Source organism: Streptomyces melanogenes (assembly GCF_014649795.1).
Taxonomy (GTDB): Bacteria; Actinomycetota; Actinomycetes; order Streptomycetales; family Streptomycetaceae; genus Streptomyces; species Streptomyces noboritoensis.
On record NZ_BMTS01000044.1, the window covers coordinates 1 to 12,966 of the forward strand.

General features: G+C 67.6%; 11 protein-coding genes and 1 CRISPR repeat array. Of the genes, 7 read left to right on the forward strand and 4 right to left on the reverse strand.

Going from position 1 to position 12,966, the window contains the following annotated elements:
* Positions 1–327 precede the first annotated feature (327 nt).
* The 5 genes from IE252_RS40585 (at position 328) to IE252_RS40605 (ending at position 5,619) form a co-directional block, all read left to right on the forward strand.
* Positions 328–906: a hypothetical protein gene (locus tag IE252_RS40585; RefSeq protein WP_190094534.1), complete on the forward strand. Its 579-nt coding sequence runs from the start codon at positions 328–330 to the stop codon at positions 904–906.
* Positions 903–1,220: a hypothetical protein gene (locus IE252_RS40590; protein WP_190094535.1), complete on the forward strand. Its 318-nt coding sequence runs from the start codon at positions 903–905 to the stop codon at positions 1,218–1,220. The genes IE252_RS40585 and IE252_RS40590 overlap by 4 nt, the downstream gene beginning before the upstream one ends.
* A 1,456-nt stretch (positions 1,221–2,676) precedes the next feature.
* Complete coding sequence (locus IE252_RS40595; RefSeq protein ID WP_190094536.1) at positions 2,677–3,009, forward strand: hypothetical protein; 333 nt, start codon at positions 2,677–2,679, stop codon at positions 3,007–3,009.
* A 283-nt stretch (positions 3,010–3,292) separates the two neighbouring features.
* A complete protein-coding gene (locus tag IE252_RS43745; RefSeq protein WP_229849124.1) occupies positions 3,293–5,152 on the forward strand; it encodes a DUF2637 domain-containing protein in 1,860 nt (619 codons plus the stop codon).
* Positions 5,153–5,178: 26 nt separating this feature from the next.
* A complete protein-coding gene (locus IE252_RS40605; RefSeq protein ID WP_190094537.1) occupies positions 5,179–5,619 on the forward strand; it encodes a hypothetical protein in 441 nt (146 codons plus the stop codon).
* A gap of 94 nt (positions 5,620–5,713) precedes the next feature.
* On the opposite strand, the gene IE252_RS40610 is transcribed toward IE252_RS40605, so the two are convergent.
* Positions 5,714–6,121 carry a hypothetical protein gene (locus tag IE252_RS40610; RefSeq protein WP_190094538.1) on the reverse strand — a complete coding sequence of 136 codons (408 nt, stop codon included), beginning with the start codon at positions 6,119–6,121 and terminating at the stop codon, positions 5,714–5,716.
* A gap of 178 nt (positions 6,122–6,299) precedes the next feature.
* Positions 6,300–7,025 carry a class I SAM-dependent methyltransferase gene (locus IE252_RS40615; RefSeq protein ID WP_190094539.1) on the reverse strand — a complete coding sequence of 242 codons (726 nt, stop codon included), beginning with the start codon at positions 7,023–7,025 and terminating at the stop codon, positions 6,300–6,302.
* A 305-nt stretch (positions 7,026–7,330) separates the two neighbouring features.
* Here IE252_RS40615 and IE252_RS40620 point away from each other — a divergent pair, with 305 nt between their 5' ends.
* Positions 7,331–7,663 carry a DUF6233 domain-containing protein gene (locus IE252_RS40620; protein WP_190094540.1) on the forward strand — a complete coding sequence of 111 codons (333 nt, stop codon included), beginning with the start codon at positions 7,331–7,333 and terminating at the stop codon, positions 7,661–7,663.
* 23 nt (positions 7,664–7,686) lie between these two features.
* On the forward strand, positions 7,687–7,908 hold the full coding sequence (locus tag IE252_RS40625) for a hypothetical protein (RefSeq protein ID WP_190094541.1): 222 nt from the start codon (positions 7,687–7,689) through the stop codon (positions 7,906–7,908).
* Positions 7,909–8,693: 785 nt separating this feature from the next.
* Positions 8,694–9,267: direct repeats of the CRISPR family, unit length 24 nt; unit sequence TCCCCGCGCAGGCGGGGGTGAACC.
* 84 nt (positions 9,268–9,351) lie between these two features.
* Here IE252_RS40625 and IE252_RS40630 read toward each other — a convergent pair.
* Together IE252_RS40630 and IE252_RS40635 are read right to left on the reverse strand one after the other, a co-directional pair.
* Entirely contained in the window at positions 9,352–10,767 is a 1,416-nt protein-coding gene (locus IE252_RS40630; protein WP_229849125.1) for a helix-turn-helix domain-containing protein, read from the reverse strand.
* A 776-nt stretch (positions 10,768–11,543) separates the two neighbouring features.
* Positions 11,544–12,191 carry a LysE family translocator gene (locus IE252_RS40635; protein WP_190094543.1) on the reverse strand — a complete coding sequence of 216 codons (648 nt, stop codon included), beginning with the start codon at positions 12,189–12,191 and terminating at the stop codon, positions 11,544–11,546.
* Positions 12,192–12,966 lie beyond the last annotated feature (775 nt).

Genomic DNA, 12,966 nt, shown 5'->3' on the forward strand with positions numbered 1-12,966 from the left:
CCCGACGGGTAGACAAGCATGTGAAGCCTCTGGTGGAGCCGGTTCTCTTGGTCGAAAACCCATCTACCAGGGGCTTCACCACGTTGTCAGCCCAACAGCCGCACGCCGGAACCAGGTTGGAAAAGGCTCACTGGCAGCTACGCTGGAGGCGGCAGCGGGGGCAGTAGCGGCACAGACTGCAGTGCCACATACCCCGCCTACAAGCCCAACTGCCACTTCGAGCCCATCGACCCGCGCCCTCAGGGAAGCTTCAAGGACTTCTTTGGAGGAGTCCTTCACGGTGTCGTTTCTGGTGCAGAGGCTCTAACTAAGGTTACTCCCTATTGCTTGTGGGAGGACTGCAGCGGAGCAACCAAGCAGTACGACGACTTTGTCACTAAGCACGGCGTAGACAAGGACACCAGAGCCTTTGATGCTGGAGATGCCGCCGCAACAATAGCGAGCATGTTCAACCTTGGGGGAGTGTTCAAGCATCTTACGGAGAAACTCCTAAAGGGTGGTGGTGAAATTGCTGGAGCTGGTGGATCTGCGGCCAGCAAGGCCCTCGCTTCGGCCGGGGCTGCCCAAGAGCCTCCCGTGACCCTGTACGGACCGTTTCACCGAAAGGGATCAAAAACAGCTACTCCCGAGCAGGCCGGTATGATTGCGGAATCAAGTGAGCTTTGGGGGAGGATACCCAGGTGGGGTGGTGAGCCGACGGCCCAGGCGCATCGAGGGCCTATACCGCCTGACGCGCCTCCGGGAAGCGTTGAATTCTATACGACGGTCCGGCCGAAGCCGACTAACAGGACACCTAACGGTTATGTCTCGTGGGAGCTGGGTGTAGAGAGCGGCGTGCGAGGCTTTATGAAGGATGGTGAAGAATGGGCATCGATTCCCATCATCGTCACCGAGGTGAGGAAATGAAAAGAATCGACAGTAAATTCTTTGAAGGGGTGCCGCAGAATTTTGTGGCGCAAATCGACTTGGAAGTCGAGTCGCTCGAACAGGAATGGGGAGAGAGTGAGATCACGTGCGACGACCTCGCGGAGTGGGTCACTTTTGCGTTCCTATTGAGTGATGGAACCAAGGTTGCTCTCGTCAGAGAGGCGAATTATCCGCCTCATTCAGGGTTTATCCTCACGGCGATCGGCGACCTCCATCCTGCAGAGGTGCTATCTCGGTTCCTTTCCGAAGCGCGGATCGATCCTCAGAGTGTCCTGCATAGGGGTTTCGATTAGGCGGGAACGCTGCATGAATCGCTGAGTTCTAACAATTTCGCCAACTCGTGATTTTTGGAACTCTGGATCGCGATATGCCGGTGAGATGGGGGCTTAAGGGGAGGTGGGAGCTGGCTGTATGGCGGAGCCTGTGTATATTGCGTGGGCTCCGCCGTTCCATTCACTTGGCTCATCGTCAATGGCCGGCATTCGGTCGAAGGTCGGGGTGTTGGGCGGAATGCCCTCCAGCTTGCCGTCCGGAGCTGAGTCAAGAAGGCGGCCGGGTTACCTCCGCCTCGATGAGCTCCTGCAGTTGAGGTGGCCATGGGGCGCATCGCGGGCCGCCTCGCCCGCTATGACCCTCGCTCACGGGCCTTCGGATCTCATCGCGTTTGCCGATCCGCACGCCCTGGCCCACGAGTTGGAGCGCGATCCCGCGCGCTGACTACTTGTTGTCCCGCCGCAGCCACTCGATCCGGTCGACGGCGTTGGGCGGCGTGGCCGAGGTCGCCTTCCTCGCTGGCCCTGAGGGTGTGGGTGGCCGGGGTCACGGAGTGGATGCGGGGCGGTGCGTCGAAGAACACGGTGCGGCCCTCGGGGGAGGTTCGCCCAGAACGCCAGCGTGACCGCGCCCGGGTTTACGTCGCCGCTGTCGAGGAGGCGCGCAGCGAGGCGGCGAACAGCTTCTCGCCATCGGCTATCGGTCCGCTGTCGTACGCGAGTCGGCATGCTTCCCCCGCTGCTTGGTTCGCGTGACCTGTCCTTCGACCTGGCCCGAGCTCCAGGTGGGGGAAAAGGCGGCGATGTCGCGGCGGAAGCCGTTGACCATGTTGTGCAGTGCGGGCGGGTCGTCGGCCTGGACGCGTTCCATCCAGCCCGGCAGTTGGGATTTCCCCGCTCGCTGGCGGTCTGTGCCTTGGAGAGCGACCCCTGATGCCAGCCGCCGCCCACTGCCCTCCCGTCCCCGGCCGCCTGCCCGCACGCCCCACTCCCGAAAGCCGTGCGGCAAGACGAGAGGATCCGGACACCCGTCGGTCTTCCACCGCGTCCACCGAGACGGCGTGCCCGCAGATAGGCGAGGCCGCAGCACGGTGAGGACGGCCAGCCGGACAGCTCTTCAACCACCCCGCGGCTCAGCTTGCGCTTGTGACCGGCTTGCTGGAGAGCCGAGCTCATGGATCCGCCGGAGGACGAAGGGGCACAGAGGGCTGGCGGCGGGTGGAGACATAGCGGCGGGCTGCGAGGATCTGCAGGGTGTCCAGCTCGTCGACCTGAGCGTGCGGCGCACCGCCGTAAGCTGACATCGGCCCCCTCGCCAGCAGGCGGGCGGCGGCGATCGGGAGCTCAGTCGTGTGGCAGCCGCCGATGGGCGCGGATCCTCTGAGGGGACGGTCGGCATCAGGCTGATGCCGGTGATCGGGCCGCTGGCCATGTCGCATAGCGTGGTGGAGCCCAATCTGACCTGAGGAGGCTGGTGGTGAGCAGGCCGTATCCCTTCGGAGAGGGGATGAACGTCGCGTGGGACCTTGTGGTCTGGCGTGGTGATCACGAGCGGGTTGAAATTGCCGTGCTGGATCGCGAGGACATCGTTGAGGTTCGCGGATACTTCGACCGCGGCGACGATGCGTGGATGTACAACGTCTACCCCGTTCCGACTGCGCTCCTGCCGAAGATCGCTGATCTTGTTCCGGGAGGTCAACTCGACCTCGACCTCGAGTACTGCATTGAAGCGCGTCAGGTACTTCCCAGCGAAGAACTGTGGACTCCCGAACCTGGGCAGCTTCCACCGGGTCATGTGCCGTCGCCGTGAGCGTGATGGGTAACAGCGTCGTGGATCAGCGACCCTTCCCTTCAGGGAACTACCCCTATCGCTGGTAGTCATCGGCGAGCGACAGCGGCCGGACATGAGTCTCAGGAGTGTCCTGGCTACTCGTGGGGCCAGCAGCGTGATCCGGGTGGGCAAGGAGGGACGCAGCAGTCGCACAAAAGACGTTCGGGCAGATAGCGCTGATTGTGGCAGAGTGTGAACTCTACGGCGCTGGCGGCCTGTGCGGCTGGTTGGCGGTCCGGTGCCGGGGGAGGAGCGGCTGCTGGTGTCAGCACGGGGCGAGCAGGTGGTGGTGTTCGGCCGTACGCACCGGGTCCTGACCGGGGTGGTGGTGGCGGGTGGGGTGGTCATTGCCGGGATCGGGTTCGCGGGTTCTTACGCGGCGGTGCGCGCGCTCGCGGAGAAGAAAGGTTTCGGGAACTTCTCCCTCGTCTTCCCGATAGGCATCGACGCGGGTATCTGTGTGCTCCTCGCGCTCGACCTGCTGCTGACCTGGATCCGCATCCCCTTCCCGCTGCTGCGCCAGACGGCCTGGCTGCTGACGGCCGCCACGATCGCTTTCAACGGTGCGGCCGCCTGGCCCGACCCGCTCGGCGTCGGCATGCACGCCGTCATCCCGGTCCTGTTCGTCGTCGCCGTCGAAGCGGCCCGCCACGCGGTGGGCCGGATCGCGGACATCACCGCCGACAAGCACATGGAAGGCGTCCGCCTCACCCGCTGGCTCCTCTCCCCCGTCCCCACTTTCCGCCTGTGGCGCCGTATGAAGCTGTGGGAACTGCGCTCCTACGAGCAGGTCATCAAGCTCGAACAGGACCGCCTCGTCTACCAAGCGCGCCTCCAGGCCCGCTACGGCCGCGCCTGGCGCCGCAAGGCGCCCGTCGAGTCGCTCATGCCGCTGCGCCTGGCCAAGTTCGGCGTCCCGCTCGCCGACACCGGCCCGGCGGGCCTCGCCGCAGCCGGCATCGAGGAACCACTCCTCCTCCCTATCGCGCAGGCCCGCGCCCCTGCCCGGCCGGCGTTTTCACCGGGCGAGCGTGTTGCCGATACTGAGACGGAGATCGTGAGTCGGGAAAGGGCAGCATCGTCGTCGAGGCAAGCCGCGGCGGCGACATCTGCGCCTTCGGGTGATACGCGGCAATCGGCAGGAGACGCTGGTGGGCGGTTGGCCGATGCCTACGAGGCATTCCTTGCCGAGTTTAGGGTCGAGCCGTCCGCCACGCAGTGGGCCCTGTGGCTGCGCGACGTCCTCGGCATCGCCACAGGTTCCGGCGAACCGCTCTCCGCACAGCAGGTCCAGCTCCTGCTCCACGCCCTCCACCACCGCTATACACCACACACCCACCGACGGGCAGCCTCTGATCCACCCCAGCCGAGCAACCACTCCTGGGACGGCCTCTCCAGCGCTCGGCGTAGCGCCCAGGAACATGCCACCAGCCCGGATGCGGCCGACCTGGCGGCGGATGCGGACGAGGGGAACCGCATCACCGGTGGGGGGAGCCAGCCCAGCACGGAGGAAGACACCGTGGACGTCGTCGGGCGCTTCCCGGAGGGAGAAGGGGAAAGCAGACAGCCGCCCTCCGAGGCCGCGGCCGATATCGGCGAGGAGAAAGCCGACGAACCGCTGCCGCAGATGGGGAGTGCGCGGTCGGTCCCTGTCGGTGCTGCGGCCCAGGGGGCGAGGCAGCAGCGCGGCCCACGGATCGACGCTCCCCTCGACGCACCGCCGTCTTGGCCACGTGAGAGCAGGGACGGCGGTCTGAGTGCCTCCGACAAGTACTACCTCGAGTGGAGGCAGTATCAGGAGGAACACGGCGGTGAGCCCACCGATGAGGAGCTGTCGGCCTACCTCGCCGAGAAGGGGCTGCTGGGCCGCGGCGGTAAGCGCATCAGCGCGGCGAACCTGCGCCGCCACTTCGTACGCTGGCGCATCTACCACGTCTGGGCCGAACACCGGGCCCGTACCGACGACCCCGTGCTGGTAGAGGTGGCGCGGGTGTGCGGGGAGCGGGGGATCACCGCCCAGTACAACAAACCGATCACCCCTACCCTGGTCGCCGGGGAACGCGCGGACTTCGAGCGCCGCTGGCAGACACTCACCCACCAACCCACCCCAGACACGCCATAAACCGCACCCCGGACGGAGGAGGAACCATGCGCGCCCTGCGCATTGACCCCGACACCACGGTCACCGAGCTCGACCTGCCGCAGACGACCCCGTTCTCCCTGATCCGTGTGCAGGTCGGATTCCCCGATGTCGTCGACCAGGGTGTGTACCACCACCGTGCCGTGCTGCACCTTCATGGCAGCGGCCGCACGCTGGGCCTCCCGCAGAACCTGACCGCCTGGGCGCTGGCGAGTGCCTGGCGGGGCGTTCCCCTGTACCCGCTGGCCGGGACTATCGTCGTCACGGGCCGCACAACCGACGGCGATGTGACAGCACTCGAGAACGACCTGGCGGAACACGTTCAGGTTGTGGCGTGCACCGTGCGGGAGACGCTGACGCAGTGGCGTCGACAGCCTCCGGTCTCCGACGAGGCGGCCATCGGTGAACTGCTCGCCTACGCAGCCCGCGACGTCGCCTCCAGCCGGTAGCGATGACCTGTACGGCGAGTCGGCTGGGAGATCCGTGACCACGTGGCATTCCCGGACCACAATCACACGCCGGCCCCCGCTCTGTTGAGATCCCTCAGGCGCCCGGTGGCGGGTACGCGCCGGGCCGCTCCGAGGGCACGGGCACTCCGGACCCGACTCCCAGATCTGTACGCATCACCGCCTGCATCTGCGTGATCTCCTCCCGCATGTGCAGCAGGAACGCACGCAGCTTCTCACCCGTGGGAGCGTTGGTAGCCGACGCGTCGCCGAGCTGTCTGGACCGCTTGTGGGCATCGGCCAGGGCGACCCGTACGCGGTTGGCGGCGTCCAGCACACCGTCAGGGACCAGCATCTGCGCCTGCGCGAAGTCGTTCTGGAACGCGAGCCGAGCATCCTCCGTCTCCCCGGACAACCCCGCTTGGCCGGGGATGCGGTTCAGGTCCTCACGCTCCGCTACCCGCCGGGGCCGCAGGCACATGACGTGGGAGGTCCGTATGCCCACGCGCTGCGCGACTCCACGGAGGTCGGCGCCCGCCGCCCCCCGCACCACAACTGACCTGCGTAGTCATTCTTCAGTGAGAACCGCGCGGACTTCGATGCGACGCGACGCAGGGGCTGTCCTGCGCGATAGAACCTTAAGCGTGTGCCATCCACGTTTGAGTGGCGTGGATCACTGGAGCTCACGGACGTCGCGCCAGGAAGACGAACTCTCTTCCTGGTCGGTCAGGCGCATCGCGAACGTCTTCCACCACGTAGCCGTGTGCGGCCAGGTCCCTCTCGACCTCGTCCCGCTCTCGGAAATGCAACGTCGAATCAGACGTCAGCACCTGTGCGTCCGTGGCGAACGCGTAGGTCCAGCGGAATGTCACCAGAGGCCACCTCACCTCAGTGAGTTCGACCCAGCTCTCGACGGAGCCGACGCCTGAAATCTCCGTGACGCTGTAGGAGTTCTCGCGGGTCCACCCTTCCCAGGCGCGTCGGGCCGGATCGCGGGTCTCGAAGACCAGATGTCCGCCAGGCCGTAGTGCTTCGTAGGCTCCTCGTAGCGTCTTGTGCCACGGCTGCGGATCAACGATGGCCTGGGCAACGTTCGCTGTCATCGTCGCGAGGTCAACCTGCAGCGGCGGGAGGTCCGCCGCGTCACCGCAGATCCAGCGCACCCGCTCACTGCCCGGTTTGTCGCGAGCGACGTCGATGGACGCCAGGGCGGGGTCGACACCGACGGCCTCGATCCCGCGATCAGCCAGGAGAAGTGCGAACACCCCTGTTCCGCAGCCGATGTCCAGCACTCGGCGCGCCCCGAACTCATCCGCCATCCGAAGGTAGGGATCGAGATCGCTGCGGTCAGGGTCGAGCGCGTCATAGATCGCGGCGAGCCGTGGATGCCCGAAGGAGTCGTCAGCCATGCGGTCGAAGGTATGCAGAGTTCGCGCCGAACAGCTACTGGGTTTGTTGGCTCTAGAAGGTGAGAGAGGCAAGCGACCGCCGAACGTGCACACCGCCTTCCAAGAGCCCCAGGTCATACGCCCCTAGGTCTGGATCCGCGAACACCCCCGCGAGCCCCCCACGGCCACCCCTGGCGACCAGCACCCCGCGCCACTCAAGCTATGGCACGAACCTAATGATCATCAACCTTCGATGGCACAGGGCAGGGGCACTGGGCGCGGGGACCGTCTCGGAGTCACCCGCCGTCGAACATATGCCCGAGAGTATGTCTCCGGGGCTTGCTGCTCTGTTCTTCCTGGAGCGCGTGCAGGTGGGCGATTTGGCCCGGACGCGGCGCTGGATTGAGCGTGAGCGGCGGCGGGCCGTCGAGGAAGTGGCCCGCCGGCCGCTCCCGCCTCCGCCGGGCTGGGTGATGGCCTACGTGCGGCGAGGTGCCGGCAAGGCCCGGCTGCCCGAAGGTGTCGATGTCGGCGGATGCTCGATGGCGTCCGGCCTGCCCACGGCCGTCGGCCGCGAGCAGGCTCTCGCCGCCCTCACCGAGGGCGTTCAGGCCTGCGACTTCTGCCGGCCCGACACCGTCCTTGGTGTGCTGGAGTGAGTGGTTCGGAGCATTCTGGAGGCATGGACGGGGCGCCGGTAGTCGTGCACTGGTCGCGCGGGAGTGGCGGTCGGCGTGTGACCGTGCGCGGGGAGATCGTCGGCCTGGCGCACAGTGACCGGGGTCTTGTCGAGTTCCTGCGGCAGTCGGGCCTGGATGAGACGAGTGCCGAGGACATGGTCGCCGGGGACTCCGCGGTGATCGAATGGCGGGGCGGACGGGCACATCATTATGAGGCGGCGTGACGAGAGCGCTCCTCCCGCCGGAAGGCAGGAGGAGCCACGCGTAGGTGAGCCGGGTCAGAGCGGGGCCGGCGTGGGTGGTGTGGCGGACGTGGCCGGGGTGCCGGTTCGTGGCGTGCAAGGGTCGTGTCCCGGGGGAAGCGGATGGCTGCATCGTTGCGGATGCGGATGTCGCGGCTCCTGCTTTCCGCAGGTGGTGTGTGGGCGAGGGCGGCGGTGAGGGTGATGCGGACGAACCTCACCGCGTACGCGCCGACGGTTACGGCGGCTGCTCCCAGGCGGCAGCGCAGGACCGCCTTGATGTCCCGGTTGGCGTGTCCAGTGATGGTCATGGCGGCGATCGTGGTGCGCTGCCCGTAGACCCTGCCCAGGGTGATCGTCGCCGAGGCTGCGAGTCCCGTAGCGGATGGCCACGCCGTGGTGTGTGGTCGGTCGGTGATCTCCCCGTATTCGGGCGGGGGCTGCGCGTGCCGACGCCGGGCCGGAGGTCGCAGGTGCGGCAGTGGGCAGAGCGCCCAGTCGGCTGGCTAACTCGTGGTTGTGGCCGGTGCGTTGCCGGGACGCTACCCTGCGCTGAAGGCCTGAGACGGGCAACGGGCATGGCCTGCTGTGCGGCCGGAACGTTCCCGGCCAAGGGCGGCGGCACCATGACCGAAATCTGCGGGATCAGGAACGAAAGGGAACCGGCCCGTGCCAAGACGCGACGTCCTGCGGCCGCTGGCCCGTGCGTATCCAGGAGGGTCAAGAACTTGCAAACCTCCGTGAGAACCCCAGCTCACGAAGCCTGCTCCCCGCGCAGGCGGGGGTGAACCGGCCGCGAACGGCTCAGCCGCTTCCCCGAGACCCTGCTCCCCGCGCAGGCGGGGGTGAACCGAAACGCCGACGGACGTTGGGCCGTGCAGCGGGCTGCTCCCCGCGCAGGCGGGGGTGAACCGCAGTCCACCACGGTGGCCAAGCCCACCTACAGGCTGCTCCCCGCGCAGGCGGGGGTGAACCGGAATCTACGTCCTCGCCACCCCATACGACGAGCTGCTCCCCGCGCAGGCGGGGGTGAACCGACCGATGCCATCGACCCGGCCGGCATCAGCAAGTGGTCCCCGCGCAGGCGGGGGTGAACCCCGTTCCCGTGTGGCGGGAACGGAGCCGCACTCGTGGTCCCCGCGCAAGCGGGGGTGAACCGCGCGTCGGTGTCGACATCGACACGGCGACGGCGTGGTCCCCGCGCAGGCGGGGGTGAACCGCGGCAGGTATGACACGGTACGCGGGTGGTGAGGTGGTCCCCGGGCAGGCGGGGGTGAACCGGAGCCGTCGTTGTAGCGGGCGACACCAACTGGGTGGTCCCCGCGCAGGCGGGGGTGAACCGGAGCACCCGAACCCCGTGTACGCGTTCGCCGGTTGGCGGGGGAGGGTCTGTCGGCTGTGCGTTCGCCCGCCTTGAAGCTTTCCTCAGTTTCTGGTCTCTGAGGGGGTGGGTGAGGTGTGCGTGGGTTCCGGGTGCGCTGGTGCCGTTGGTGAGGGGGCTCTTCGGTGGCCGGGGTTGTGTGGGATGTGTTCTGAGGGCGTGGGATGTTCAAGTGCTGTGAGAGCCGCGCGTGTGGTGTGGGCTCGGGTGTCGGCTGCTTGCGTGAAGTGAACCGGTGATATCGGCGGGGGCGGCGGCTGCATTCGTCTGTTCCGGGCTGCCAGTCGGAGTTGTGTGTGCTGCCAGTGAGCACGTTCAGTGTGGTGGTGTCGTCGTCTGCGTTCACCTGTGCCGTAGACGCCCAGGCGTTGTGCGACGTCGGTCCAGGTGGTGGCCGGGTGTTCGCAGCGGGGGCCGGGCTGGCCGGTGCCGTTGAGGGCTGCGGGCGTGAGGTGGAGGAGTTCGCCTTCGCGTCGGGTGAGGCCGAGGTGGGTGAGTGTGGTGAGTTGGCGGTAGGTGGTGGCGCGGGAGATGGAGGCGCTGGCTCGGAGTTCGGCCGGTGTCTGGCCGTCGTGTTCGGCGAGCGCTGCCAGGATGGCGAGTCCGCTTCCGCTGAGCCCCCGGTGGGCGAAGGCATCCAGGCTCATCAATCGTGCGGCGGTGTGGGAGTCAAGGTCGGCGTCACTGCCGCCGTCGCTGCTGTCGCTGTTGCCGTTGCTGTGGTGTCTGTGTCTCGTGGTGGGTCCACTCATGGCCCCCCCAGCCTGCGGCCGTTGGGGGGTGGATGCGTGGTGGGACAGGGTGAGGGGGCCGGTGCCGGTGGGGGCCAGGAGCATCCAGCGGGCGCCTTCGGTGGGGGAGCCGTGGTCGAGCTGGCGCAACAGCCGTGCGTTCAGGAGGCGTTGGTTGGAGCGGTGGGTGGTGGTGCGGGCGCATCCCATGCGTTCGGCGAGGTCGCGTTCGGACACGGTGTGGTCCCAGCCACCTGACCGGGTGCAGAGGTCGAGGCGGGCGGCCAGGTTGCGCAAGTCGGTTTTGGCGGCGGTGCCTGGCCAGGGTGTGCGTTCGATGCGGGCACGGTAGGTGGCGAGGGCGGCGTGGAAGTCCTGTCGGCCGCACAGCGGGTCGTGGGTCTGGAGGTGCTGTTGTGCGCCGTCGAAGGCGCGGTGCAGCCAGCTGACGGCTCTGTCGTAGCCGCGGCGGTGCTGGAGGGTGCGAGCGGGCTGTCCGGCCGGGTAGGGGCCGTCCAGGAGGACCTGGACGAACGCGGCGCGGCTCCAGCCCGCCCGCACCGCACCCGCTGCCACAGCGCGCGTGACCGCCCAGGCGTGGTCGGAGGCGGCGCTGTTGTGGCCGCCGCGCTGCAGGGAACCATGGGTGTAGGCGCCGTGCCGGTCACCGTCGGTCAGGAGCTGGTGCATGCGCGGGGACAACGGGCCCAGCGGATCGAGCAGATCCACGGGCCCGGCACGCCGGTGAGTGTTGAGCGCCCCCAGTCGGGTGGGTGGGATCCGGAGGCGCTGGACCTCACTGGCGGGTGGGGCAGTCGCAGCTTGGGGCGACGTGCTCAACCCGCCGTTCCGGGCCGGGGGGTGCGGGGTGGTGTTCCCGGATTCTGATGGGGTGTGGGTCCAGGTCAGCTGGCCTGTCATGCCCGGCAACGCTAGGAGCCCCGGTGGTGCTTCAGGTATGGTCCCGGTGCACCATCGGGGGTGGTGGGTCTGTCGCCTGTGCACGAGAAGCCGTGTTCTGTTTGCGCCCCTGCACCGTGAGCCGCGGGCCGGTTGCTGTTCTGCACCACGGACCCGTGCTCGCTCACCTCGTCGCCGCGGCACTGGACGTCGCCCACCCCGGCGGCCACAGCCATCGAGGGAAGACGGCCCCGGCTCTCCACGGGGTCCGTCCTGACCGACCCCTCAAGAGCTGGCACGCTGGTGAGGATCCGGCTGATGGTGCGCCGCGTCTTTGGCGGCAGCCCAACACGCCGGTGGAGGACGTCCGTTGAATGGATCGGCGGCAGAGTCGAGGCCGGCTCGGCGAGCCGCCTCCGGCCGCTCCGGATCGCTGCGTGCCGTCGCGAATGGGCTGGGCGGGCGGTCGCTCCGTCTCCTGCGAGGTCGTTGCCGCCCCTCGCTTCAGCTCCCGGCCCACCGTCTGGCCTGCCGGCCCGCTGTTGGCGGACCGGTCTGGTGGTGTTGTCCGTGGTGTGTCGTGTTCCGTGGGGGTGTGGTGGTGATCAGTCGCTGAGGGCGAGGCGGAGGCCGAGGCCGGCGATGACCGTGCCGCTGATCCGGTCAAGGACCCGGCGTGCTGCGGGGCGTTGAAGGCCGGCGCGGAATGCCCGGGCGAAGGCGATCAGTGCGCCTGACCAGAGCGTGCCGAGCAGGATGTGCACGCAAGCGAGCAGGGTGCCGGTGGTCAGGTGCGGGGCCCCGGCGGGAATGAACTGGGGAAGGATGGCCATGTAGAAGGCACCCACCTTCGGGTTGAGCAGGTTCGTCATAGCGCCCTGGCGCCAGCCGCTGTTGAAACTGTCGTCGGCGTCCGGCTCGTGTGCCGGGTCGCCCTCGCCGGGATCGGCCCCGGTCCGTCGGTTCAGGGTCGATACCAGGATGCGGCTTCCCATCCACACCAGGTATGCCGCTCCTGCCCAGCGGAGTGCCGTGTAGGCGAGGTGGGAGGCGGTCAGTACGGCGGTGACGCCGATGGAGCTGAGCACTCCCCACACGAGGGTGCCGCTCTGGATACCGATGACGACCCCCCAGGCGCGTGTGCGGCGGCCCAGGGCAGCGGTGCGCAGTATGAGGGCGGTGTCGAGGCCGGGGGTGAGGGTGAGGAGTCCCACGATCAGTGCGAAGGACCCCAGTGCGGAGGCAGTGATCATGGCGCAACTCTAGTATCGAAGGTGTCAACTGCCTATGTTCTGCCCGAAATTGGGCAGGATCCCTGTTGTTGCGTCCACTGAGTGACGTCGGCCACGGCGGTGTGATCGCGGGCCGCTGCATGCGACCCCGGTTCAGGGGACAGCGGGAGGTGGTGGGTAGCCCGGTCGCACCGCCCAGGCGCGGAAGCCCCCAGAACTACTGAATGTCACGGCTGCGCATAGTCACCCGGATCTGCTCGGACGATGTCCACGATCAGCCGACAGGCTCACGCACATGCGGATCTTGGACCTGGCGCTCAGGCCTTCCTGGCGTTGAACAGCTTGTCGTCCGGACCATCGGTTGCGCACGTCGGACCTGCGCATTCGGCACCTCGTCAGTGCCGCTGCGCAGCCACGCGTTGGCGAACAGCTGCGCATAGTGCGCTGGATCGGCGGCTACGACATTGCGCATTGGCGTAGGCCGGCTGGGACGGCTGCGTGAACCGGTGTCGTGCTGCAGATGGGGGCGACTGTCAGCGTGACGGGGCCCTGAGACGAAGATGGCCTGGGCTGCCAGGCAGGAGAGTCGGACGTGGTGCCGTTTCGCTGCGGCTGCACGCCTGCTGGTGTCAGCGAGGCAGGGTGGCTCTGTGCGGCCTGCATGCCGGAGAGCATGGTCAAAGACCCGGGTCAGAACATGTAGTTGCTGACGTTGCAGATACCTGCTGCCCCCGACCACACCACCTACCACCAGACCCCCACCACGGTCACGAAGAGGTCACAGAGTCGTGGTGGG